General features: G+C 62.1%; 24 protein-coding genes, 1 tRNA gene and 1 pseudogene. 18 read left to right on the forward strand and 8 right to left on the reverse strand.

The features are described 5' to 3' along the window. The 6 genes from HHL24_RS40720 to HHL24_RS40745 all read left to right on the forward strand — a co-directional run. A partial coding sequence (locus HHL24_RS40720; protein ID WP_169490934.1) for an AMP-binding enzyme occupies nt 1-887 on the forward strand: 887 nt, incomplete at its 5' end. Between the two features lie 148 nt (nt 888-1,035). After that, nucleotides 1,036-1,428 carry a DUF4212 domain-containing protein gene (locus tag HHL24_RS40725; RefSeq protein WP_169490935.1) on the forward strand — a complete coding sequence of 131 codons (393 nt, stop codon included), beginning with the start codon at nt 1,036-1,038 and terminating at the stop codon, nt 1,426-1,428. Between the two features lie 4 nt (nt 1,429-1,432). Beyond that, a complete protein-coding gene (locus HHL24_RS40730) occupies nt 1,433-3,451 on the forward strand; it encodes a sodium:solute symporter family protein (RefSeq protein WP_169490936.1) in 2,019 nt (672 codons plus the stop codon). Between the two features lie 60 nt (nt 3,452-3,511). After that, nucleotides 3,512-3,602 (forward strand) — tRNA-Ser (locus HHL24_RS40735). Between the two features lie 323 nt (nt 3,603-3,925). Then, nucleotides 3,926-4,075, forward strand: a complete 150-nt coding sequence (locus HHL24_RS40740) for a hypothetical protein (protein WP_169490937.1) — start codon at nt 3,926-3,928, stop codon at nt 4,073-4,075. Between the two features lie 383 nt (nt 4,076-4,458). Beyond that, nucleotides 4,459-4,839, forward strand: a complete 381-nt coding sequence (locus HHL24_RS40745) for a hypothetical protein (protein ID WP_329606827.1) — start codon at nt 4,459-4,461, stop codon at nt 4,837-4,839. On the opposite strand, the gene HHL24_RS40750 is transcribed toward HHL24_RS40745, so the two are convergent. After that, nucleotides 4,822-5,184, reverse strand: a complete 363-nt coding sequence (locus HHL24_RS40750) for a hypothetical protein (protein ID WP_169490938.1) — start codon at nt 5,182-5,184, stop codon at nt 4,822-4,824. The two genes, HHL24_RS40745 and HHL24_RS40750, sit on opposite strands and share 18 nt — an antisense overlap. A 77-nt stretch (nt 5,185-5,261) precedes the next feature. On the opposite strand from HHL24_RS40750, the gene HHL24_RS40755 reads away from it, so the two are divergent. Further along, complete coding sequence (locus HHL24_RS40755) at nt 5,262-5,813, forward strand: YdcF family protein (RefSeq protein ID WP_169490939.1); 552 nt, start codon at nt 5,262-5,264, stop codon at nt 5,811-5,813. A 70-nt stretch (nt 5,814-5,883) separates the two neighbouring features. On the opposite strand, the gene HHL24_RS40760 is transcribed toward HHL24_RS40755, so the two are convergent. From HHL24_RS40760 to HHL24_RS40775, 4 genes are read right to left on the reverse strand one after another with little or no spacing between them, the layout of a single operon-like run. Beyond that, entirely contained in the window at nt 5,884-6,615 is a 732-nt protein-coding gene (locus HHL24_RS40760) for an ABC transporter ATP-binding protein (protein WP_169490940.1), read from the reverse strand. Beyond that, nucleotides 6,603-8,411, reverse strand: a complete 1,809-nt coding sequence (locus HHL24_RS40765; protein WP_169490941.1) for a branched-chain amino acid ABC transporter ATP-binding protein/permease — start codon at nt 8,409-8,411, stop codon at nt 6,603-6,605. Before HHL24_RS40765 ends, HHL24_RS40760 begins: the two co-directional genes overlap by 13 nt. 3 nt (nt 8,412-8,414) lie before the next feature. Further along, entirely contained in the window at nt 8,415-9,314 is a 900-nt protein-coding gene (locus tag HHL24_RS40770; protein WP_169490942.1) for a branched-chain amino acid ABC transporter permease, read from the reverse strand. A 25-nt stretch (nt 9,315-9,339) separates the two neighbouring features. Beyond that, nucleotides 9,340-10,473: a branched-chain amino acid ABC transporter substrate-binding protein gene (locus HHL24_RS40775; RefSeq protein WP_230417791.1), complete on the reverse strand. Its 1,134-nt coding sequence runs from the start codon at nt 10,471-10,473 to the stop codon at nt 9,340-9,342. A gap of 338 nt (nt 10,474-10,811) precedes the next feature. Between HHL24_RS40775 and HHL24_RS40780 the strand changes: the two genes are divergently transcribed. The 9 genes from HHL24_RS40780 to HHL24_RS40820 all read left to right on the forward strand — a co-directional run bounded on the left by HHL24_RS40780 (nt 10,812) and on the right by HHL24_RS40820 (nt 19,868). Next, the gene (locus HHL24_RS40780) at nt 10,812-12,056 is read left to right on the forward strand and encodes a D-amino acid dehydrogenase (protein WP_169490944.1); all 1,245 of its coding nucleotides are present in this window, start codon (nt 10,812-10,814) and stop codon (nt 12,054-12,056) included. Next, entirely contained in the window at nt 12,053-12,832 is a 780-nt protein-coding gene (locus tag HHL24_RS40785) for a maleate cis-trans isomerase family protein (protein ID WP_169490945.1), read from the forward strand. Before HHL24_RS40780 ends, HHL24_RS40785 begins: the two co-directional genes overlap by 4 nt. A 93-nt stretch (nt 12,833-12,925) precedes the next feature. After that, on the forward strand, nt 12,926-13,234 hold the full coding sequence (locus tag HHL24_RS40790; protein WP_169490946.1) for a hypothetical protein: 309 nt from the start codon (nt 12,926-12,928) through the stop codon (nt 13,232-13,234). Between the two features lie 86 nt (nt 13,235-13,320). Beyond that, on the forward strand, nt 13,321-13,590 hold the full coding sequence (locus HHL24_RS40795) for a hypothetical protein (RefSeq protein WP_169490947.1): 270 nt from the start codon (nt 13,321-13,323) through the stop codon (nt 13,588-13,590). Between the two features lie 326 nt (nt 13,591-13,916). Next, the gene (locus tag HHL24_RS40800; protein WP_169490948.1) at nt 13,917-15,179 is read left to right on the forward strand and encodes an MFS transporter; all 1,263 of its coding nucleotides are present in this window, start codon (nt 13,917-13,919) and stop codon (nt 15,177-15,179) included. A gap of 209 nt (nt 15,180-15,388) precedes the next feature. After that, entirely contained in the window at nt 15,389-16,036 is a 648-nt protein-coding gene (locus tag HHL24_RS40805) for a pyridoxamine 5'-phosphate oxidase family protein (protein ID WP_169490949.1), read from the forward strand. A 57-nt stretch (nt 16,037-16,093) separates the two neighbouring features. Further along, a complete protein-coding gene (locus HHL24_RS40810; protein WP_169490950.1) occupies nt 16,094-17,050 on the forward strand; it encodes a LysR substrate-binding domain-containing protein in 957 nt (318 codons plus the stop codon). 202 nt (nt 17,051-17,252) lie between these two features. Then, a complete protein-coding gene (locus tag HHL24_RS40815; RefSeq protein ID WP_169490951.1) occupies nt 17,253-18,560 on the forward strand; it encodes an MFS transporter in 1,308 nt (435 codons plus the stop codon). Between the two features lie 60 nt (nt 18,561-18,620). Beyond that, nucleotides 18,621-19,868 (forward strand): metal-dependent hydrolase family protein, encoded by a 1,248-nt coding sequence (locus HHL24_RS40820; RefSeq protein ID WP_169490952.1) that lies wholly within the window; start codon nt 18,621-18,623, stop codon nt 19,866-19,868. A gap of 45 nt (nt 19,869-19,913) precedes the next feature. Here HHL24_RS40820 and HHL24_RS40825 read toward each other — a convergent pair whose 3' ends face one another. Further along, nucleotides 19,914-20,825: a DMT family transporter gene (locus HHL24_RS40825; RefSeq protein WP_169490953.1), complete on the reverse strand. Its 912-nt coding sequence runs from the start codon at nt 20,823-20,825 to the stop codon at nt 19,914-19,916. Between the two features lie 123 nt (nt 20,826-20,948). On the opposite strand from HHL24_RS40825, the gene HHL24_RS40830 reads away from it, so the two are divergent. Beyond that, a complete protein-coding gene (locus tag HHL24_RS40830) occupies nt 20,949-21,869 on the forward strand; it encodes a LysR family transcriptional regulator (protein ID WP_169490954.1) in 921 nt (306 codons plus the stop codon). Nucleotides 21,870-22,029: 160 nt separating this feature from the next. Further along, nucleotides 22,030-23,127: an asparaginase gene (locus HHL24_RS40835; protein WP_169490955.1), complete on the forward strand. Its 1,098-nt coding sequence runs from the start codon at nt 22,030-22,032 to the stop codon at nt 23,125-23,127. Nucleotides 23,128-23,148: 21 nt separating this feature from the next. On the opposite strand, the gene HHL24_RS40840 is transcribed toward HHL24_RS40835, so the two are convergent. Beyond that, entirely contained in the window at nt 23,149-23,928 is a 780-nt protein-coding gene (locus tag HHL24_RS40840) for a hypothetical protein (RefSeq protein ID WP_169490956.1), read from the reverse strand. A 323-nt stretch (nt 23,929-24,251) separates the two neighbouring features. Beyond that, nucleotides 24,252-24,493: pseudogene (locus HHL24_RS40845) on the reverse strand (IS3 family transposase); the annotation flags it as partial.

Below are 24,493 nucleotides of genomic sequence, written 5' to 3' on the forward strand. Positions count from 1 at the left end.
CGATCCGCTCGCTGATCAAGTCCGCCGAAGCGGACGAGAAAGTGCATCCGAAGAGCTACGACCTGTCGACGCTGCGTATCATCGGCACGGTCGGTGAGCCGATCAATCCGGAAGCGTGGGTCTGGTATCACGAGAACGTCGGCGGCGGCCGTTGCCCGATTGTCGATACGTGGTGGCAAACCGAAACCGGCGGCCACATGATCACGCCGTTGCCGGGCGCCACGCCGCTGGTGCCGGGTTCGTGCACGCTGCCGCTGCCTGGCATCATGGCAGCGGTCGTCGACGAAACCGGCCAGGACGTGCCGAACGGGCAGGGCGGCATTCTGGTGGTGAAGCGTCCGTGGCCGTCGATGCTGCGCAACGTGTGGGGCGATCCGGACCGCTACAAGAAGAGCTATTTCCCCGAAGAACTCGGCGGCAAGCTGTATCTCGCCGGCGACGGCGCGGTACGCGACAAGGAAACCGGCTACTTCACGATCATGGGCCGCATCGACGACGTGCTCAACGTGTCCGGCCACCGTCTCGGCACGATGGAGATCGAGTCGGCGCTGGTGTCGAACCCGATCGTGGCTGAAGCGGCCGTGGTCGGCCGTCCAGATGCGACCACCGGCGAAGCCGTGTGCGCGTTCGTAGTACTCAAGCGCGCGCGTCCTGAAGGCGAAGAAGCGGTGAAGCTCGCCAACGAACTGCGCAACTGGGTCGCCAAGGAGATCGGTCCGATCGCCAAACCGAAGGACATCCGCTTCGGCGAGAACCTGCCGAAGACGCGTTCGGGCAAGATCATGCGCCGCCTGTTGCGCTCGCTCGCGAAGGGCGAGGAAATCACCCAGGACGTGTCCACGCTGGAGAACCCGGCGATTCTCGATCAGCTCGGCGAGTCGCTCTGAGCTTAGGTTTGCCTGGGTTTGCAGCAAGGACATGTCGAATCATGTGCCCTTGAGCGGACCCAGGTATTGACCACTCGCGTCAGACTGTTAAAGCCACCGCGCGGACAATCCCGATTGCCTGCCCGGTGGCTTTTTGATACATAGGCGCATGGCCGCGCCGCACCACACCTCTCACGCTACGCTCAATCCCACGCCCGAACCCCCTCCGGTCTCGGCAGCGATGGCGCGCGCGCATCAGAAGTACTGGCGCTTCAATCTTGCGTTGATCGCGACGTTGATGACGCTGGGCTTCGTGGTGTCGTTCGTTTTGCCGCTGGTGGCGCCGGCGTTGGACCCAGTGCGCTTCATCGGCTTCAGGTTGCCGTTCTACTTCGGTGCCCAAGGGGCGATTCTGATCTACGTCGCGTTGATCGTCGTTTATATCGTGCTGATGCAGCGCGCCGACCGCCGTCTGCAACGTGCTTTCGATGTGGACGCTAGTTCTGGTGCTGATGCCAGCACCCGTGCCGATTCCACCGCGCCCACCGCGCGCGGAAGCTGAGCCGATGAAGCTCACGAACCGGCTGATCCGCTCATACGCGCTCTATACGCTCGGCTTCCTGCTATTCATCTACGTGATGTGGCGCATCGAGCGGACCACCGGCCCGGGTGTGTGGATCGGCTATGTGTTCCTGTTCGTGCCGATCGCGGTGTATGCGGTGATCGGGTTGCTGTCGCGCACGTCCGACCTCGTCGAATATTACGTGGCCGGGCGGCGCGTGCCGTCCTTCTTTAACGGCATGGCGACTGCGGCCGACTGGTTGTCCGCAGCATCGTTCATCGGCCTCGCCGGGTCGATCTATGTGACCGGATATGACGGTCTCGCGTATCTGATGGGTTGGACCGGCGGCTATTGCCTCGTCGCATTTCTGCTCGCGCCGTACGTGCGCAAGCTCGCGCGCTACACGATTCCTGACTTTCTCGGCACGCGCTTTTCGAGCAACGCGGTGCGTGGACTCGCTGCGTTAGCGGCGATCCTGTGCTCGTTCGTTTATCTGGTCGCGCAGATTCAGGGCGTCGGCTTGATTGCGGCGCGTTTTATCGGCGTGGATTTCGCGGTCGGCATTTTCTGCGGACTCGCGGGCATTCTCGTGTGCTCGTTTCTGGGCGGCATGCGTGCCGTGACATGGACCCAGGTCGCGCAATACATCATCCTGATCGCGGCGATTCTGATTCCCGTGTCGATGATCGCGCATAAGGACGGCCTTGGCTGGGTGCCGCAGTTCAACTACGGGCGCTTGATGGAGCGCGTCGAAGGCCTGGAGAAGCAGGTGCGCGAGGCGCCGCTTGAGCAGACCGTACGCGACGACTATCGGCGGCGCGCAGCGCTGATGCAGACGCGGCTCGATACGTTGCCGCAATCGTTCGTTGACGAGAAGCTGCGCCTCACGCAGGAAGTCGCAGACTTGCGGCGCCACAACGGCCCGCTGCGCGAGATCAAGGAGCAGGAGCGGGCGCTGGAACAGTTTCCACGCGATGCCGCCGCCGCACAGATTGTCTGGACCCAACGCCGCGACGAGATGCTGATGCGCGCGGCCGCGCCGGTGCCGATGCACGAGCCGTTTCCCGTGACGAGCGAAGAAGACCGGCGCACCCATGAACGCAATTTCCTGTCGTTGCTGCTGTGCCTGTCGCTTGGCACAGCGAGCCTGCCGCACATCCTGACGCGCTACAACACGACGACCTCGGTGGCGTCCGCACGACGCTCGGTCGGCTGGACGTTATTCTTTGTCGCGCTGTTCTATCTGACGGTGCCCGTGCTGGCTGTGTTGATCAAGTACGAGATATTGACCAACCTGGTCGGCCATCACTTTGCCGATTTGCCGCAGTGGCTCACGCAGTGGCGCAAGGTCGAGCCGAGTTTGATCAGCCTTGCCGATACGAATGGCGACGGCATTGTGCGCTGGAGTGAGATCCAGATGCAGCCGGATATGGTGGTGCTCGCCGCGCCCGAGATCGCGGGGCTGCCGTATGTGATGTCCGGGCTGATCGCAGCCGGTGCGCTGGCTGCGGCGCTCTCGACTGCGGATGGTTTGCTGCTGACGATCGCCAACGCCTTATCGCACGACGTCTACTATCACATGGTCGATCCGACGGCATCGAGCCAGCGGCGCGTGACGATCTCGAAGATTCTGTTGTTGGGGGTAGCGTTGTTCGCCTCGTATGTGGCGTCGCTAAATACGGGGAATATTCTGTTTCTGGTGGGCGCGGCGTTTTCGCTGGCGGCTTCGAGCCTGTTTCCGGTACTGGTGCTGGGCGTGTTCTGGAAGCGCACCACGCGGCTTGGGGCGGTGGCGGGCATGGTGGCGGGACTGGTGGTGTGCATTTACTACATCGTGTCGACGTATCCATTCTTCACGCAGATGACGGGCTTCACGGGGGCGAGGTGGTTCGGGATCGAGCCGATCAGCTCAGGCGTGTTCGGCGTGCCGGCGGGGTTTCTGGTGGCGATCGGGGTGAGTCTGGTGGACCGGAAACCGGACGCTTATACGAGGGCGCTGGTGGACTACATCCGGCATCCTTAGGCGGGTTTGCGCATGGGTATGGCGCAGGGCGCGAAGTTTGCTATAATTCGGCTCCCCGCCGGAGAGATGGATGAGCGGTTTAAGTCGCACGCCTGGAAAGCGTGTATAGGTTAATAACCTATCCGGGGTTCGAATCCCCGTCTCTCCGCCAGAATTCCAATGAAAACAGGCCTTTCGGGCCTGTTTTCATTTATACCCGCCTAAGAACCCGCCAATCGATAAAGCGTTGTTTTCGCGCGCCACCTAGGCCGACGCTAACAGCTAACTTTGGCGAGAGCACCCACTTTCTCCGTTGCTACGCCTCTCGGTCATCGTTTGCGCTGAGTTAAGCTACATCCTCAACTACAACCGGCGGTACAAGAAACCGGGGGTAGAAGAATGAAGCGAGACTAAGAACTTCTGCGGACGATTTCGGCTCTCCTCAAGGCGAGCAAACAAGGCTACGAGGACAGTGATGCGATCGGCGCTGCGCGCGTGAAAACGCATCCTCAGCTCGCCGTCGACACGATAAGCATCATCTCTCACTTCTCGGTGACAGAGGGCTGGCTGTCGCAATTGGCCACGGCTATTGGCGCATCACTGATGCAGGACATGACGCTCACGCAACAAGCCCTTCGCATGTAGTCGAGACGTTCAAACGTTTGGGACAGAGCGTACTAGCAAACAACTCCAACGGAAGCATTCGTGAGCACTTGCTAGGCAGTTGCTAAGCACATCCTAGGCACGTCCTTCGGGGATGCTCCAAGCATTCCTTCAAGCATCCTCGTTGCACGCGTTGCCGTGCGTCCCACTGCATTGCATCGCCGAACAGTACCAAAAACGGAACTCTCCCGAATCTGGGACTGTTGTCTTCCACCACGCTGGCCGCAGCTATTCTTGTGGCGCACCGTCAATTCAGGAAATACAGCGCGCGCCGCGTGAAGATATGGGGCGGTCGATACCGTTCGATGACATAGGCGTATCACTACGCGGTTTCATGCCGAGGCGAAATCTACGAAGGCCGCGATATTCGCTATGTTGGTGAACACGTTAGCGAAGGCAATACTGGCAAGATCGGCATTGTTCTTCTTGCGGACCTTGTGGAAGCTGGTGAGGCTTATGAACAGGAATACAAGGATATGACGCTGGGGCAACGAATAAGGGCGTTGCCCCAGATATTCGTTGATGGGGTGGTTGTCAGGCACGATCAGCCGACGGAGCCGCAGGTAAAGGCGCTGCGAGTTTTGTCAGAGGTGCTGAAGGAGTTTTTCAACATCACGCGTCTAGGCGGTCACCGCGAATATCAGATGCTCACTAACGGTAAAGGGCGAGCTTGTCCTGGTAATCTTGGAATGGCGATCGTGAAGTCGCTGCGATCCGAACTTGGGTTTTCAGCGCCGAGCAAATGAAAACACCCACCCGGTCAGATCGTTAATGACGTAGGTGCGAGATACAAGGCCATTCTGTATCAGACGGCACCGTGCATCTTTGCGCGTTCCGCCGGGCGGGTGCGGCATGCCCGCTTTTGCCTCGATGTAGTCGAGCCACTTTGAGCCGTCATCGGCGGCATAGTCTAGCCCGATGAGGTCTCCGAAGCTGTTTTCACGCTCGGTCGAGAAATAGTAACGTTCGATGTGGTTGAACCAGGCGTCGCTGCATGGCGAGGTTGTCGGCGGGCTACGTGTACGCGATGTCAGGAGAATTAGCGCGAGCGCACCGCCGATGGCGAGGGAGCTAATTTTGAAAAGACGCATGTTGCGGTTGGATCGGTGCAGTGACGAAACTTTAACAGCTACATTGCCGGTCTCGTATAAATGACGAGGGCCCTGATTTGAAATATTTGAAGATCATTGCGTGCCTGTGGTTGCTGGCAGGTGCAGTGCTGGCTTCGGCGGGGCTATTTTCGCGGCCGCGCCCTGCAGACGTTGCCGTCGTACTGGGAAACACGGTAGATCGTGATGGCAGGCCGTCACCGAGGTTGGCGGCAACGCTGGACAGGGCCTTCCAGTGCTATGAGCAACGGCAATGCGAAATCCTCTTTGTGAGCGGCGGCATTGAGGCATCCGGCGCGGATGAGGCGATGGCGATGCGTGCCTATCTTGTGCGCCTTGGCGTTCCGTCCGACAACATCGTAGTTGATCGAGCGGGAAACGACACTTGGTCTACCGCACGTAATGCAAGCGAGTTCATGCGGAACCATGGATGGTCGAGTGCGGTGGTGGTGACGCAGTATTTTCATCTTCCGAGAACGATGCTCGCGCTTCGGCGTTTTGGTGTGCGCAACGTTAGTGGTGCGTACCCCCTATTCTGGGAAGTGCGGGACATCTATTCTATTGCGCGTGAAGTGCCTGCCCTGGTTTGGTACGGCATCCGCCCGATCTAGCATCAAGCCGCGCGATTTTCGCGCGGCGACTAGCGCAATGACCCATTCCCCATGGCGCATTTTTGCTTTGTCACTCCGTCGCCACGGCACTCCCACCCAGATACGCCGCACGCACCCGGCTATCCTGCGCAAGCTCCCGGGCCGGACCAGCTAGCGCGATGCGGCCGCTTTCCAGCACATAAGCCCGATGAGCGATACGCAGTGCCTGACGTGCGTTCTGCTCGACGAGAAGGATCGAGGTGCCTTGATTGCAGATGTCGGCAATCATGCCGAAGATCACCCTGACCAGCTTCGGTGCCAATCCCATGGACGGTTCGTCCAGCACGACAACGCGAGGCCGCAGCATCAGGGCGCGTGCGATTGCCAGCATCTGTTGTTCGCCGCCGCTGAGCGTGCCCGCCAACTGGCTGCGTCGCTCGCCGAGACGCGGGAAAGTCTGATAGACCTCCGTCATCCGCTGCTCCAGCAAAGCGCCATCGGCCCGGATCAGATAACCGCCGAGCCGCAGATTTTCCGCCACTGTCAGCGCCCCGAACATGCGACGGCCTTCCGGCACATGACCGAGACCCAGGGCCACGATCTGGTGGGCCCGTAGTCCGGTAAGCAGGTTCCCGGCCATCACGATCTGTCCAGCACGTGGGCGAATCAGGCCGGAAATGGCGCGTAGCGTCGTGGTCTTGCCCGCCCCGTTGCTGCCGAGCAAGGCCACGATCTCACCTTCCGCGACGTCTAGCGAGATGCCATGCAGAACCTCTACGTTCCCATAGCTCACGCGCAGATCGCGGATTTCTAGGAGTCCCACAGCGATTTCTCCCCGTTGGCATCGTCAGCCGCTTCGTCTATTCCGGCTGTACCGAGATAGGCGTCAATCACACGCGGATCGGCCTGGATCTCGCCTGGCGGACCCTCGGCGATGATGACGCCATGGTCCATGACGATGATCCGGTCCGACACGCCCATCACCAGCATCATGTCGTGCTCGATCAGCAGCACCGTCACGCCGAGATCCCGAATCCGCCGGATCAATTCCATCAGCGCGTGCTTCTCGGTCGGATTCATTCCCGCTGCCGGTTCGTCCAGCAGCAGGAGGTGCGGGTTGCTGGCGAGCGCACGTGCGATCTCCAGCCGCCGCTGATCGCCATAGGGCAGGTCGGCCGCGCGCTCGCCTGCCCGGGCGCCGAGGCCGACGAAGCTGAGCCAGCCGAGACCCTCTGTCGCGTGATCGGCCGCCTCGGAACGTGCGGAGGGCAGCGCAAGCAGTTCGGCGATCAGCTGCGTTCGGAGCCGATGGTCCATGCCGATCAGCACGTTCTCGAAGGCTGTCATGTTGGCAAACAGGCGGATCCCCTGGAAGGTGCGCGCCATGCCGCGGTGGACGATCCGATGCGGTGCTCCGCCAACCAGCGAGGCGCCGCGCCAGAGAACCTGACCGCCGGTCGGACGGGTTACACCGGTGAGGCAGTTGAACACCGTGGTCTTGCCGGCGCCGTTCGGGCCGATCAGGCTGAGAATCTCCCCGCTCTTCACTGTGAAGCTGACGCCGCCGACCGCCAGCACCCCGCCAAAGCGCCGCTGCATGTTGCGCACCTCGAGCAGGATTTCATCGGTGACGGTCTCCCGGGGCGCGGGCTTGGCGACGCCGGCGCCCTCGCGTGGCGGCGCCACGCGGCGCAGCGGCGCAGGCCACAGGCCTTGCGGCCGGAGCAGCATCAGGATCACCAGCCCGATCGCGAACCCGAAGATGCGCCAAAGGTTGAGGAAACGCAGCATCTCGGGCAGGCCGGCAACGATGACGGCGCCGAGTATCACGCCAGGAATGCTCCCTCGACCGCCAAGCACGACGATGATCAGGATCGTGACGGACTGCAGATAGGTGAAACCGGTCGGGTCGATCGTCCCGAAGCGCGCCGCGAACAGGCTGCCGCCAAAACCGCCGATCAATGCACCCATAACGTAGGCAAGCAGTTTGACGCGTAGCGTCGGCACGCCTACGGCCTCAGCCGCCGCCTCGTCCTCGCGGATGCTGGTCCAGGCGCGGCCGAGCCGCGACTGGCCGAGCCGGATCGCGAACACGAGCACCAGCACGAGGAACGCGATGCCCAGTTCGTAGACCGCACGGGGCGAACTGATCTCGTAACCGAACAGGCTGGGGCTGTCGATCCCGTAGATGCCGTTCGGGCCGCCCGTAATCCGAAGGTTGGTGGCAACGATGCGCGTGATCTCGCCGAACCCAAGCGTGACGATTGCCAGGTAGTCGCTGCGCAGGCGCAGGGTGGGGTAGCCGATGACGATGCCCGACGCGCCGGCAAACGCGAGGCTGAACGGCAGCGTTTCCCAGAACGAGAAGTGCAGCAGTGTTTCCAGCAGCGCCGTCGTGTAGGCGCCGATGGCAAAGAAGGCTGCATAGCCCAGATCCAGCAGCCCTGCGTAGCCGACTACGATATTCAGTCCAAGGCCGAGGATCGAATAGGTGGCGATGGTCAGGCCGACATCGACGATATAGCTGCTGGCGACAGCCGGCAGCGCCATGGCGGCGACGAGAAGACCTGCGCCGGCCGCAGGGCGGCGCCAACGCGCTGAAGCTTGCGTCGCGCCCATGGCCTACATTCTCTCGACGACGCGTTCGCCGAACAAGCCGGTCGGCTTGATCACGAGCACACCGATCAGCACGCCGAACACCAGCACGTCGGTCCACTGCGACGAGACATAGCCGGCGCCGAAGGCCTCGAGCAGGCCGATCAGGATGCCGCCGGCCATCGCACCTGGAATGTTGCCGATGCCGCCGAGAACGGCGGCGGTGAAAGCACGAAGACCCAGCACGAAGCCCATGAAGAAATTGATCTGCGTGTAATAGAGCCCCTCCATGACCCCTGCGACGGCGGCCAGCACCGAACCTAGCAGGAAGGTCAGCTGGATCAGCCGCTCGACATTGACGCCCATCAGACGAGCCGCGTCCTGATCGATCGCCAGCGCGCGCATTGCCGTGCCGAGGAACGTGTGATGGACGAAGAAATACAGCGCCAGCATCAGTGCGAGGCTCGCCACGATGATGCCTATCTGTGTGAAGCTGACCCGCACGCCGAGCAGATCCAATCCTGCCTGGCTGAGCACGTGCGGATAGGTGTCGAAGCCGGCGCCGTAGATCAGCAGCACGCCGTTCTCCAGCGCGAGAGAAACGCCGAGCGCCGTGATCAGAATTGACAGCCGCGGCGCGCGCAACAGCGGCTGATAAGCGAGCCGCTCGATGGCGAGGCCAAGGGCGCCAGTGACTGCCATGGAAGCGACGAACGCAATCAGCAGCGCCAGGGCGAGCGGCAGGTGCGCCGCGGCGAGCCCCGTCAAAGCGGTCCAGCCGACGAACGCACCGACCATGAACAAGTCGCCGTGAGCGAAGTTGATCAGCCGGATGATCCCGTAGACCATCGTGTAGCCGAGGGCGACGAGGGCATAGAAAGAGCCGGTCGTCAGCCCTTCGATGACGAACTGGAAAAAGGTGCTCATGGCCGGGCCCGGCGCTCGCCAGGACCTATTTCATCGCCACCCAGTGTCCGCCTGAATCAAGCCGCTGGTAAGGCGTGAAATTGCCGCCGCGCACGGTGATCACGATATACACCGCGTTGCTGCGGTCACCTTTCGGGTTGAAGCTGATCGTCCCGGTCACGCCCTGATAGCCAGAGATCTTGTGCAGAGCAGCACTGACCGCCGCGGGCGCCGTCGATTTTGCGTTCGCGATCGCCTTTGCGGTGACCCCGACGGCGTCGTATTCGTAGACCGAATAGGGGCCGGGGCCTTGCCCATAGGCCTTCGTATAGTCGTCGACATAGCCGTGCGCGGCGCTCAGGAACTGCGCCAGTGGCGCCGTGGTGATGACCATGTCGTCGGCCGCGGGGCCGGCTGTTTTCATCAGCGTGGGGTCGTTGGTGGCGTCGCCGCCCATCAGCGTCATCTTCAGGCCCAGTTGCCGCGCCTCCTTCACCATCAGGCCGGCTTCGGCGAAATAGCCGGTGTAGTAGATAACGTCCGGCTTCAGTGAAGCGACATGGGTCAACGTCGGCGAGTAGTCCATCTGGCCGGGCGTGATCGCATCGTCGTAGACGACATCGACACCGTTCTTCTTCAGGGCTTCCACCGTGTTGTCGGCGAGGCCCTTGGAATAGGTCGTGTTGTCGTTAATGACCGCCGCACGTTTTGCGTGCAGGAAGTTCTTGATGAAGTTGGCCGCAAACGGGCCCTGCTCGTCGTCACGGCCGATCGTGCGGAACACGTTTTCGTAGCCCATCTCGGTCAGTTTGGGATTGGTCGACGCGTCCATCACGTAGGGAATCCCGACACGGTGAAAGGTCGTCAATTCCGGCAGCGCCGCGCTGGAGCAGTAACCGCCTGCTACCGCGACAACGCCCGCGTCGACAAGTTTCTGCGCCGCCTGGACCGCAGTCTGCGCGTCGCAGGCGTCGTCTTCCGGCACAAGCTCGATCTGCTTGCCCAGCACGCCGCCGGCCGCGTTGATTTTGGCGGCGGCCAGCTTGGCGCCATTGACGATGTCCTGGCCGGCATTGGCGCTGCTGCCCGACAGCGGCACGGGCACGCCGATCTTGATCGTGGCGCCCTGGCTTCGCGCCGAGCCGGGGACCGCGCCGGCGAGCACGGCCAGAGCGGCCATGGCCGCGATTGTCGTTCGCCGCAAGACGCGGGCCGCGTCAGGCGTGCCATTCTTCTGAGCAATCATGTTAGTGACTCCTTATTGTGAAAGGGATCGAAGCGATCCGCCACGCGGATAGACCGGTGACATCAGAAAACGGACGAAAACGCGCGTTCGCGTCCAATGCATGATCTGCTGAATCAATGGCTGGTCCGGCAGGTTCGTCGCGGCGCCGTTACGAAAGTGCTCCTTTCATGATAGGTCTCGCCGCACATTGGACGGGATAGGGTATCCGCGTATAAACCACCATCCAACGTGCCGGCAGCGCTATATTTGAACGATGGGTAGGGGAGTCACGCATGAAAAGCGTCGTGCTGGGGGGCGGAATCGCAGGCGTCACGGCCGCCTGGTACCTCGCGAAAGAGGGGCGCGAGGTGACGGTGATCGACCGCCAGCCGGGCGTCGCGCTCGAGACCAGTTTTGCCAACGCCGGGTTGGTGGCGCCGGGGCATTCGTATACATGGGCCTCTCCGCGTGCGCCGAAAATCCTGCTGAAGTCGCTCTTCGTCGAAGGGCAGGCGCTGCGGCTCAAGCTCAACGCCGACCCGCACATGTGGATCTGGTGCCTCCAGTTCCTGCGAAACTGCACGGCGGAGCGCTCCCGTGTGAACACGACGCGCAAAGTCACGCTGTGCCGCTACGCACAGACGCAACTGCAACAACTGACTGCTGCGGAGCACCTGCAATACGACCGTCTCAGCCGCGGCCTGTTGTATCTCTATCGCGACGAAGCGTCTTTTGCGCGCGGCACGCAGAACATGTCGATCCTCAAAGACAACGGCTTGCCGCTCAAAACGCTCGATGCGGCACAGGTTGTCGCACGGGAACCCGCGCTTGGCGCTGCGCGAGACCGGATTGCCGGCGCAATCTATTGCCCCACCGACGAAAGCGGCGATGCGCACCTGTTCACCCGCGCGTTGAAGACGGCATGCGAGCGCCTTGGCGTACGTTTCGAATTCGATACGCCGATCAGTGGAATAGAGGCGTCAGGCGACCAGATAGTCGGCGTGCATACGCCGGCGGGACTCGTGCGCGGTGACGAGTTCGTCCTGGCGCTCGGTTCCTGGTCGCCGATTGTTGCGCGTGGCCTGGGTTATCGGCTACCGGTGTATCCGGTAAAGGGCTACTCGGCCACTTTTCCGGTCGGGCCGGATCACCGTCCGCCGGATCTTGGCGGCGTCGATGAGAACAACCTTGTTGCTTGGGCGCGGTTTGGCCAGCGGCTCCGTTTTACTGCAACCGCGGAATTCGCCGGCTATGACACCCGCCACACCCCCGCCGATTTCACGACCATGCTGCAGGCCGCACGCGAGTTGTTCCCCGACGGCGCCGACTATGACAGTCCGTCCTACTGGGCCGGTCTGCGCCCGATGACGCCAGAGGGTACGCCGCTGATCGGCCGCACGCGTCACCGGAATCTGTATCTGAACACCGGGCACGGACACATGGGGTGGACGATGTCGTGCGGCACCGCGAAACTGCTGGTCGACATCATGGCCGGTCGCCAACCCGAGATCGACATGACAGGGATGACACTGAAATGAGCACGAGTGCACGACAGGACGACGCCTACGCAAGACTCGATTTCGCGCTGGACGACGGCATCTGCCGGCGTGCCGCCATTGGTCTCGTGGTACTCGCCACCGATCATACGATCGAACACGAATGGCGCAAGCTGCTGACGCAGGATGGCGTCGCGTTCTACGAAAGCCGCGTGTACAACTCGCCGGACATCACGCCTGAACGGCTGATGGAAATGGAGGCACGCATTGCAGCGGCGGTGGCGCTGATTCGCCCTGGCGAGCGGATCGATGTCGTGGCGTTTGGCTGCACGTCGGCAGCGATGGTGATCGGCGAGGAAAAGGTGTTCGCGCGCATCCACGAAGCGCGTCCGGGCGTCGCATGCACCACGCCGATCACCGCTGCGCTCGCTGCGTTGCGCGCGCTCGGCGTCCAGCGCGCCGCGCTGTTGACGCCCTATGTGCGTGCGATCAACGACACGATGCGCGACTACATCGAGACGCGGGGTGTGGGAGTCACGCGTATGGCGTCGTTCGAGCATGCGAACGACAACGAAGTTGCGCGGATTGACGCGGCGTCTCTGCGAGCCGCCGTCGAGCACCTTGCACAGAACGCCGACGTGGACGCGGTGTTCGTGTCTTGCACGAGTCTGCGCATCGCCGGGCTTATTCCAGAACTCGAGGCAAGGATCGGCAAGCCCGTGATATCGAGCAACTTCGCGATGGCCTGGCACGCGTTGCGCCTCGCCGGTGTGGAGGATTGCGAGCCTCATCTGGGGAGGTTGTTCGCGCTTCATTAATGGGACGTAAGCCGTTTCCTCGGGGCGGGCGAAGACCAGAAAAGAAGCGGTGCATAATACTGAGATTCCTTTGTCAGGATGATGGAGGTGGATATGACTACGTTTGCTATCGACGGCGTACGCATTAACCCTGCAACTGATCGTGTCACGCACGTGCGTTGGGCTCCCGTCGACCTGAGGACGCATGACTGGCTGTCCCCGACCACGGTAGTCGAGGTGGCCGAGGTGGTTAAAGCGATCCATGCGGGAGACGTAGGTTGGTCCCTTTTTACCCTCGGCGGTGTGAGATTTCTGGGTCCGAAAATAAAGGTCGTCGCGCACACCAACGGCCCTGATGGAATCGACACGGAGGAACCCGACGGGAGTGTCGAAAAGTCCATTGACGATCTTCCGCAGGTCTGAAAAAGCGCCGGTATGGTCTCGCGCTCCCGACTTTCATGCCGCGGCACCTGCATACGATTTCATCAAAAATCCGAATGGAGACTGCCATGTGGGACAAGATCGAGCACAACGGATACGAAGTCTGGGTCCTTCCGATCCTTGCATACGGTCCGCGGGCTCCAACCACCTTGTGGCACTACTCGGCGTATATCTGTCGCCACGGTGCCGATGCTCACGTCGCTGGGCAGAGCATTCGCTTTGAGGACCTTGTCGCCACTTTTCGCAGTGAAGAAGAAGCCCGCGAGGCTGGGTATGTCGAAGGCAAGCGGCGCGTCGATATGATTCCCGAAGGCGGGTGGGGTGCCGGCAACGGCTGATCATCGCTCAATGTGCTCAAAATGAAACTTTGGATTCAGCCCTGCACGTCATGCGCTGACCTTTACGGACAGTCCTCGACGGTTGACCCACACGGCACGCTGACCTTGGTCGGAGCCGGGGCGGTGAAGGATGTGAGAGCGGAGCAGCATTACACCTGCACACGATGCGGTGCGGCGTTTGTTCGCATTCTCGCAGGCGAGCCGCGCACGCAAAACTGGATGCTGCTGAACGCCGGTCAGCATTAACGCGGCCGTTCGCGCGGTATTTCAAAACTTGCTCTACACTACCTGCCGCCCAAGCCAGCCTAGTAGAGAGCAAGAAACCAATGTCCCCAGCCCCAGCCGATCCCACCGGCGGCCCTGCATTCAGTTTGCCGAAACACCCCGCATTCCAGCGTTTCTGGTGTACCCGTATCCTCTCATCGCTGTCGTTCCAGATGCTCGCCGTGGCAATGGGCTGGCACATCTACGCGCTAACGCATAGCGCCTTCGCACTGGGCCTCGTCGGCCTCGCCCAATTCCTGCCGATGTTCGTGCTGACGCTCGTGGTCGGCCACGTCGCCGATCGCTACGACCGTCGCCGGATCGCTGCTATCTGCCAAAGCCTCGAAAGCGTCGCTGCGTTGTTATTCGCCGTCGGCACCTTCGGCGGCTGGATCAGCGCGCCGGTCATCTATGTGCTGGCCGCATGCGTGGGCGCGGCCCGCGCCTTCGAATCACCTGCGGTTGCCTCGCTGTTGCCGGGCGTCGTGCCACGCGGGCAATTGCCCAAAGCCACGGCATGGGCCACCTCCGCGAATCAATCCGCGCAGATCGCGGGTCCGGCATTGGGGGGCCTGCTTTATGGCATCGGGCCGGGCGCGGCCTATCTCGCATGCACGCTGTCGTTCGCGGCCGCCGCCGTCTCCGTGTGGGCCATCCCGTTGCAGGCCAAGCCGGCGAGCCGCGCGCCGGTGACGCTCGAGTCGGTGTTCTCGGGTATCGCTTTTATCCGCAAGGAGCCCGTGATACTCGGCGCACTGTCGCTCGATCTGTTCGCGGTGCTGTTCGGCGGCACGACGGCGCTGTTGCCGGTCTTCGCCCGCGATATCCTGCACACCGGACCGCTCGGTCTCGGCCTGCTGCGCTCGGGCACCGCCATCGGTGCGCTCGCGGGCACTATCTGGCTCGCGCATTTCCCGCTGCGCAATCGGCCCGGCGCTGCGATGTTTGGCGGGGTGATCACGTTTGGCGCGGCCACCGTCGTGTTCGGTTTGTCGCATCACTTCTTCGTGTCGCTTTTCGCACTCATGGTGCTGGGCGCATCGGACACCATTAGCGTCGTCGTGCGCCTGTCGCTCGTGCAACTGCGCACGCCAGACGAAATGCTGGGCCGTGTCAGCGCGGTCAACTCGCTTTTCATCGGGACGTCGAATCAACTGGGTGAATTCGAATCCGGTGTGACGGCAGGGTGGTGGGGCGCGCAACCGGCCGTGCTGGTAGGCGGCATCGCGACGATCGCCGTAGCTCTGCTGTGGATGCGGTTCTTTCCGGAGCTCAAGCGCACGCGCTCGCTGGAGCGGGAAGAGGAGTGGGCGCCGAGCAGTTGATTGATGCAGCCAACGCGCTGCCTGGGGGCCTTCAGGTGCCGCAAGCGCCCGATTCGGAGGCCGGGTGTGGCGAGCGGAAAAAGCGCGGCGCTTATGTTCTCAGTTTTTGAAAGAACGGTTCCCGATTTCGCCGGGTTCTCTTTAAAGATGGAAGCCGGTAGTCTTGAACGTGCCACCTGCGGGGTTACCCGTGAGATAGGAGCCGTTCAATGAACCACCCACACCCACACCCATATCCGTATCCGTATCCGTATCCGAGCGACATCGCCTTCACGCCAACGGTGAAGGCGATCCAGACCCGCAATGGCTCACGTGACGCCTACGCGCACATGGAAGCCGAACGCGGCTGGCAGACACGTATCACGCCGGATGTCGCGAGCTTCATCGAGCAGCAGACGAGCGTGTTCTTCGCCACCGCGAACGATGAAGGCCAGCCCTACATTCAGCATCGCGGTGGCCCCGCGGGTTTTCTGCACGTACTCGACGACCGCACGATAGCGTTCGCCGATTTCGCCGGCAATCGCCAGTACATCACGCTGGGCAATCTCGCCGACAACCCGAAGGCCTATCTCTTCCTGATCGACTACGCGCACCGGCGGCGCGTCAAGCTTTGGGGCGAGGCACGCGTGGTTGAAGACGATCCCGAACTGCTGGCAAAGCTGATGCCCCAAGGGTACAAAGCGCGCGGCGACCGGGCGATTGTGATGACCGTCAATGCTTGGGACGTGAACTGTCCGAAGCATATTCCGCAGCGTTTCGAAGCAGCGGACGTTGCTGCCGCGCTCGAAGAACGGGACCGGCGCATCGAGGCGCTGGAGGCCGAACTCGCTCAGTTACGAGCAGCATCGCCCGCATGATTTGACGCACACTTCGACCCGCTATGATGGTGGCAACCTCACTCGGCCACCTTCATCATGCGGATCGCCCCTTTACCCCCGCTTCAATGCCTGATCGCATTCGAATCGGCCGTGCGCCATGCCAGTTTCACTAAAGCGGCTGTAGAGCTGCATCTGACGCAAAGCGCGGTCAGCCGCCAGATCGCGCAGCTCGAAGACTTCCTCGGCCGCTCGCTCTTCGTGCGCGAGCACCGCGCCCTACGTCTGACGATCGCCGGCGAACGTTACGCGAAGCACGTGCAGTGGCTGCTCGCCAATTGCTCGGAAGCCACGCTCGATGTGATGAAGCGATACGGCGATCTGGAGCTGACGATCGCGTGTTCGTCGGGTGTGGCGGTGTTGTGGCTTACGCCACGCCTCGGCGCGTTTCGCGCCGCCCATCCCAACGTGAAGATCCGGATGATCGTGCGCGACGGACTTGCGTCGCTGTCGCCCGCGGAATTCGACGTGGGCCTGTACTACATCCGCCAGCACGCCGAGCCGCATTTCACCGCCCGCCGCATTTTCGACGAAGACGTGTACCCGGTATGTTCACCCGGATATCTCGCCGGCCGCGTGCTGGAACCCGCCGATCTCGCGCATGAAACATTGCTGATGCAGGAAGACGGTCAGCGGCAATGGATGTCGTGGCCCGAATGGTTCCGTCTCAACAATGTGCAGATGCCTGGTTCGCCGCAGTCGGTCGTCGTCAATCACTATCCGCAACTCGTGCAGATGGCGATTCTCGGCCAGGGCGTCGTGCTCGGCTGGCGTCACATGATCGATGCGTGTCTGAACGAAGGCCTGCTGGTGCGCGCCACGCGAGCGTCGGCGAGCCACGGTGGCGGCTACTACGTCGTATCGCCGAACGATCGCGCGGAGAATCAGGCGGCGCGCCTCTTTACTCGCTGGCTTTTCGAGCAGGCAGAGGCGCAGACAAGCGGGCAGATGGACGGCCAACCGATAGCCGGGACGAGCAACGCGTCCGTCGCCTGAATGTCTTTCGCATGCGCCACGCGCATGCGTGCATGCGAATCTTTCGTTTCGAAAACAAATCAGGTCTCTCTACGATCGGCTTTATGCAGGCGAAAGCGCCGCTCGATTCCGATGCGTCGCCTTGCTGGCAGATCCGCCCCACCCGTAGCCACGCAGCGGCCGCATGAGCAGCCGCACAAGCAGCCTGATGAGGAAAGAGACCATGCAAGGAACGCTTTCATCCAACGTCGCGATATCCGTGGATACGCTCGCGCGGCAGCGGCGCCGCGCCATTCTCGCCACTGTGCTCGGCAACGGGCTCGAGTGGTTCGACTTCACCGTCTATAGTTTTTTTGCGGTGATCATCGCCAAGCTGTTCTTTCCGACCGGTAATGAACTGACCTCGCTGTTGCTTGCCGTAGCGACGTTCGGCGTGGGGTTTTTCATGCGGCCGGTGGGTGGCATGGTGCTCGGCGTGTATGCGGATAAAGTGGGACGAAAGGCGGCGCTCTCGCTGACCATTCTGCTGATGGCGGCCGGCACTGCACTCATTGGCCTTGCGCCGACCTATGACCAGATCGGTCTGTGGGCGCCGGTGCTGATCGTGGTTGCCCGGCTGCTGCAAGGTTTTTCGGCCGGCGGCGAAATGGGCACCGCCACCGCGTTTCTTACTGAATATGCGCCGGCTGGCAAGCGCGCATTCTATTCGAGCTGGATTCAGTCGAGCATTGGCTTTGCTGTGCTGCTGGGCGCAGCGGTCGGCACATTCGTGACGGCAAGCCTGAGCGCCGATGCGTTGCATTCGTGGGGCTGGAGAATGCCCTTCCTGATCGGGATTCTGATCGGGCCGGTCGGCTACTTCATTCGTAGCCGCATGGACGAAACGCCGGCGTTCAGCGCGGTTGCCGAGCAAGCAAAAAGCGATTCACCGCTCGCGGAAGTGTTCCGCCGCTTTCCGCGCGAGACGTTCGCGAGCTTTTCGATGGTGATTCTGTGGACGGTGTGCACCTACGTGCTGCTGTTCTATATGCCGACGTATTCGGTGCGCACGCTGCATTTGCCGCAATCGACGGGCTTTCGTGCCGGCATGTTCGGTGGCGTAATGATCATGTGTTTCTCGCCGGTGGTTGGCAAGCTTGCTGACCGCTTCGGCCGTCGCCGCTTTCTGTCAGGGGCCGCCGCATTGATCCTGCTGCTCGCATGGCCGATGTTCGCTTACATCAATCGCGCGCCAGGCCTTGCTTCGCTGATGGTGTTCCAGGGCGTGTTCGGCTTGCTGATCGCGATCTACACCGGCCCGATTCTCGCTGCGTTCTCTGAACTGTTTCCGACCAAGGTGCTGTCTACGGGCCTCTCCGTTGCGTACAACTTTGCGGTAACGATTTTCGGCGGCTTCGCGCCGTTCTTCATCACGTGGCTGATCGCGTCGACGGGCAGCAATATGGCGCCGGCAATCTACGTGATGATCGCCGCGGCGATCAGCCTCGTCGGCACGTTCTATGTGCGCGATCCGCGCCGCAGCCACGCCTGAAGCAGCGCGTCCGGCTAACGAAAGCCGGATAGGTTCCTTCATCAAGTCAGGAAGATATCAATGAGCATTACGGTAATCAGCGGCGGCAATGTACTCGATCTGGCCCAAGGCACGTTGCTCGAACATCATCATGTCGTGATCGAAAACGGCCATATCGTCGAAGTCACCGATCGTCCTGTCGATCTGCCGAATGCGCGCGTGATCGACGCGCGCGGCAAGACAGTGATGCCCGGCCTGATCGATTGTCATGTGCACGTGCTGGCTTCGCGTGCGAACCTCGGTGTGAATGCGACGCAGCCGAATATCCTCACCGCGATTCGCGCGCTGCCGATTCTGAAGGCGATGCTCGGCCGCGGCTTTACGACGGTGCGCGACGCGGGCGGCGCGGATTGGGGTTTGACGCAGGCGCTGGAAAGCGGATTGATTCCGGGGCCGCGTATTTTCCCGTCGGGCAAGGCGTTGTCGCAAACCGGCGGCCACGGCGACTTCCGGCCGCGCGGCGACGTGCTCGAACCGTGTTCGTGCGCCTTTCGTGCGGGGGCGATTGCGCGGGTTGTCGACGGTGTGGATGCGGTGCGACTTGCCGTGCGTGAAGAGATTCAGAAGGGCGCAACGCAGATCAAGATCATGGCGTCCGGCGGCGTCGCTTCGCCGACCGATCCGATCAGCAACACGCAATACTCCGAGGACGAAATTCGCGCAATCGTCGCCGAAGCGGAAGCGGCCAATACCTACGTGATGGCGCATGCCTACACCGGCCGCGCGATTTCGCGTGCGATTCGCTGCGGCGTGCGCACGATCGAGCACGGCAATCTGGTCGACGAAGCCGCCGCGAAACTGATGCGCGAGCACGGCGCATTCGTGGTGCCCACGCTGGTCACCTACGACGCGTTGGCCAAACATGGCGCCGATTACGGTTTGCCGGCCGATTCGATCGCCAAGATCGAAACCGTGCGGCAAGCGGGGCGCGACTCATTGCAAATCTATGCGAACGCCGGCGTACCGATGGGATTCGGTTCGGACCTGCTCGGCGAAATGCACACATTCCAGAGCGACGAATTGCGCATTCGTGCCGACGTTCTCGGCAATCTGGAAGCGTTGCGTTCGGCCACTACGATCGCGGCCGATATCGTCGACCGGAGCGGCAAGCTCGGCATCATCAAAGCCGGGGCAATCGCCGACGTGCTGGTGGTCGACGGCAACCCGCTCAAGGATCTCGGCGTGTTGACCGGGCAGGGCGAGCGCCTCGAGTATGTGTTGCAGCGTGGCGAGGTGGTGAGCGAGCGGGGCGCGGTCGCGTCGCGCTAATCGGGAAGTGCGTGTGCAGCGATCGGCGCGGCTTGCTTCAATTCGCTAAGCTCCCGCCGCGCTCACACGCAACGCCGTCCATCGCACCGTCGCGAGAATCGATGCCACGACGATCAACGCGCCGCCGATCCAGGCGGCCGTTGAAATCCGTTCACCTAACCAGATGCACGCGAACAGCGCGCCGAAGGCAGGTTCGCTGCCCATCAGCAACGACACGCGCGTCGGGCTGCTGCGTTTGATCGCGAAGTTTTGCGCGAAGAACGCGAACAGCGTGCACGCGATCACCAGATAGCCGATGTAGCCCCAGAACACGGCGTGCCCAGTGAGCGACGGCACAGGCTGCCACTGTTGCGGCGCAAACAGCACGGCCACCGCCGCGCTGCCGAATGCCACCACACCCGACTGAACCGCCGTCACCGACAAAGGCGGCAACGCGGAGTCGCGCATCACGCGTTTAGTCACACACACGTTCAGCGCGCGCAGCAGTGCGGCGAGCAGAATCAACGCGTCGCCGGGATTGAAGCTCAGCGCGCCATCCCCCGCCAGCAGCCAGGCGCCGAATAGCGAAAGCGCGACCGCGGCCCATTCGATGCGGCTCGGCCTGCGCTTGAGCAGCCACCATTCGACGAGCGGCGTCAGCACCACGCACAAGCTGATCAGAAACGCCGCGTTGGCCGCGCGCGTCAGCAGAATGCCGAAGGTCTCGCAGAGAAAGATGCCGAGCAGCAGGGCGCCCGCGATCAGCACGCCGCGCAGCGTGCGGGCATTGGCGGCGCGCAAATGGCGCAAGGTGGGCGACAGGATCACGAAGGTGATGCCGAAGCGCATCGCCAGCAAGCCCAGCACCGGATAGAACACGAGGGCGCTTTTGACGACGCCGTAACTGGTGCCCCAGACCACGGCGACCGCAAGCAACATCAGATCGGAGAGCAGGAGCAGGCGTTCTTGTTTCGACATGGCGGACCTCGAGCAGATGAGCGCGTATTGTCGAACTTTGCTTGCGGAGCGATAATCGGGTTGCTGCGCATAGCATTTATGTCACAAACGCATTAATCGGCTCAACCCGGTGGGCGCCTCACGATGAACCCAACTGACCTTTTCGCCTTGCTGCCGGACATGGCGGTTTTCGCGCGCGTTGTCGATGCCGGCAATTTTTCGGTAGCCGCGCGTCAGCTCGGCAGTACGCCGTCTACCGTCAGCCGACAGATCAAGCGCCTCGAGGACGCCTTGGCGACACGCCTGCTCGAACGGTCCACGCGCACAGTGCGGGTCACGGAATCGGGTGCCCAGGTGGCGCGTTTTTGCCGCGACATGGTGAGCGTCGCATCGGGCGCGGTGGATGCCGCCGGGCAACTGGCCGGCAGACCGCAGGGCAAGGTGAGCGTGAGCGCGCCGACCGCGTTCGCGAAGACCGTGATTCACCCGCTGATCCCCGGCTTCTTGCGTGCCTACGACGAAGTCGATCTGCAATTGCTTTTCACGGATCACGATGTCGATCCGCTCGCCGACGATGTCGATCTGGTGATCCGTCTGACCGAACATCCACCGCAAGGCCTCGCGGGACGCAGACTGGGCGCAGTGCGCTGGCTGCTGGGTGCATCGCCGGCTTATTTGCGCGAGCGCGGCACACCGGCGCAACCACGCGATCTCCTCAAGCACGATTGCATCTACCTCGGCGAGACTGCCGACGACAACCGCTGGCGTTTTCGCCGCGGCACGGAGACGCAAACTGTGGATGTGAAAGGGCGTTACATCGCCAATCATGCCGGCGCGCGGCTCGAAGCCGCGCAGCAGGATTTCGGCATCGCGAGCTTGCCTGAATTTGCCGCCACCGATTCATTGCTAAGCGGCGAACTCGTGCAGGTGCTGTCCGACTGGAATCTCGAAGCGCGCGCTTACGTAGGGTCGGTGTGGCTGTTGTATCCGCCGAACCGTTTTTTACCGCCGAAGGTGAGGGCGCTGATCGATTATCTCGTCGAGCATATTCACGAAGCGGCTTAAGCACCGGTCCAATTCATCGTGGGATTCGCTCGCTTACCGTAGTCGTACAGCGTCGATTTGGAGTGAGCGAAAGACGAACGTAGAATTGCTCGCGTCATCATGATACATAGCGATATTCATAGCGATCGCAACGATTGAAGCGATCAGGAGGAGAACGAACATGACTTTGCGTGAAACCTCGCCGATTGCGGCGACTGTCTATCGCGGCGAAGCGATCGAGAACACACATATTGCCCATGTCGCTGTGGTTCAGGCCGATGGTCGCCTGCTGTATTCATTTGGCGATCCGTCGCGCATCACGCTGGCGCGCTCCGCGGCGAAGCCCGCACAGGCCCTGGCGGTGCTGGAAACAGGCGCGCTCGAGCGTTTCGGTTTCGACGAAACCGACCTCGCACTCATGTGCGCCTCGCACAGCAGCGAGCCGCGCCACATCGAACGCGCGCGGCAGATGCTGGCGAAGGCGCAGGTCAGCGAAGCCGATCTGCGCTGCGGCGCCCATCCCCCGCTGTCCGACGCCGTGTATGTCGACTGGCTGAAGCGCGATTTCAAACCGGATGCGGTGTGCAGCAATTGTTCGGGCAAGCACGCCGGCATGCTGGCCGGCGCGCGTTCGATCGGCGCGGCGATTAGTGGTTATGAACTGCCGGAGCATCCGCTGCAGGTGCGCGTGAAGCATACCGTCGCCGACGTATGCGACTTGCCGGACGACGCGGTGCAATGGTCGATCGACGGTTGCAACCTGCCGACGCCGGCGTTTGCCCTTGACCGCCTTGCCCGTCTGTTCGCGAAGCTCGCTGCCGCGGAGGACGAGACTTCGGCTTCCTCTGCCGCATCTTCTTCCATTGCGCCACGCACCGGTGCGCTCGCACGCATCTATCGTGCGATGGCGGCGCATCCGGAGTGGGTGGCAGGCGAGGGGCGCTTCTGTACCGCGTTGATGCGGGCGTTTGATGGCGCGCTGATCGGCAAGGTCGGCGCCGACGGCAGCTACGCAATCGGCGTGCGGGCTTCGCGGCAGACCGCGCAGCTTGGCGCCGACGGTGCACTCGGTATTGCGGTGAAGGTGGAGGACGGCAACATCGGCGTGCTGTATGCGACCGTTGCCGAACTGCTCGCGCGGCTTGATATCGGCAGCCCTGAGCAACGTGCGCAACTGAGCGGCTTCCGTGCGCTGCCGATGTTCAACACCATGGGCATCGAAATCGGCCATCTGGCATTTTCGCTTGCGCTCGAAGCGCATCCACGCCGCGAGGCGTGAGGGTATGCAGGGCGGCGTTGGTTATGCGTCGTCTTTCTTGAAGCGATCTTGTATGGCCACCAGTTGATCGTCGCTCGTGGCCACGATCCACAGACGGGCGCGCTCGACCATCAGGCGATTGTGATCCTTTAGCGCGCCCATCGAGACGGCGGTTTTCCACGCGACGGGTGCGGCGCGGCTGGTTCTGCCTGACGGCGTGCCGACCAGCAATGCGTAGGGTCCGAGGGGCAGCGAGACGAACGGCATGGCCGGCTTGACGCGCACGCGCCAGTCGATGAATGGCGAATCGCTGAAGAGAAGTGGCGTGGGCAGACCATGCAGCACGGTGAAGTCATATAGCGCGAGTTGGTCGCGCATTGGCCTGTAAACCCGGCGAATATCGTCGACGAGGGCCGCGCGGATTTCGTCGTCGAACATGGCCTCCTGGGTGTAGTGGTCGACTGCTTGCAGCGCGTCGTGCTGATAGGCGCTGAAGATCGCCAGGTCGACGCAATCGTGGACGGCGCGTTGGACTTCTGCGGCGGAGCCGGCTTCTTCGGGTTTGCCGAGTTGCGCGGCGCGCAGGAAGCGCGCGAGGGCGGCGTCCTGGGTTGACGGGCCGGTGGCCAGTGGATCGTCGGCGGCGTCTTTGTCTAGCGGGACGTAGAGGTATTTTTCTGCCGCGAAGCGGGATTTTTTGCCGTCATCGAAGCTGATTTCGCCGGTGGCGCAGTTGATGTAGCGAGTGCCGATGTGGCCGTGTTCCCACACGTAGTTTTTCAGGAAGGGGCGCAGGGGATGGAGTGGGTCTGGTTGTTGCATTTTGCCTTTGCACTCCGTGCGGGTTGGGGTTTGGGTTTGGGTATGGTCACATAGAATTTGGGTTTTTATGGGGGTTTTTTGGCTGCTCGGCGCTTTGGGGGGGCTGTTTGCCTGTGCGGCGCTTGTTTGTCTGGTTTTCTGTTTGCCTATGGCGGTGGGCTTTGCTTGAATTTGGTTGCCTGTGTGGCGCTTTTTTTCTGCGCGCTTATGGTGTTGGCCTTTCCTTGATTTGCTAGTGGTTTATTAGCGTCGCCCCTGTGCGGGGCGGCACTTACTTTCTTTGCCGCCGCCGGTGTGTGTCAAGGTAGTTGTCGCGTGAACCGTTACGCTGCGTGCTTATACATTCCGGCCGAGGCGTGGGTTCGCTCCGGGTTCAGATAGACCGCGTCTGTCAGGTGCCAGTTGCGGATGGCACCTGACCAGCGTGCGGGGTTCTGCAGGCGCGCGTCTTCGTACAGCGCACGCCGTCGGGCCAGAAGCTCGTCGGCTTCGCCGCGGTGCCGCTGCCCCGGACTCACATACTTCAGGCCGCTGTGGCAGTGCTCTTCGTTGTACCACTGCACGA

The organism is Paraburkholderia polaris, assembly GCF_012927345.1.
GTDB classification, from domain to species: Bacteria; Pseudomonadota; Gammaproteobacteria; order Burkholderiales; family Burkholderiaceae; genus Paraburkholderia; species Paraburkholderia polaris.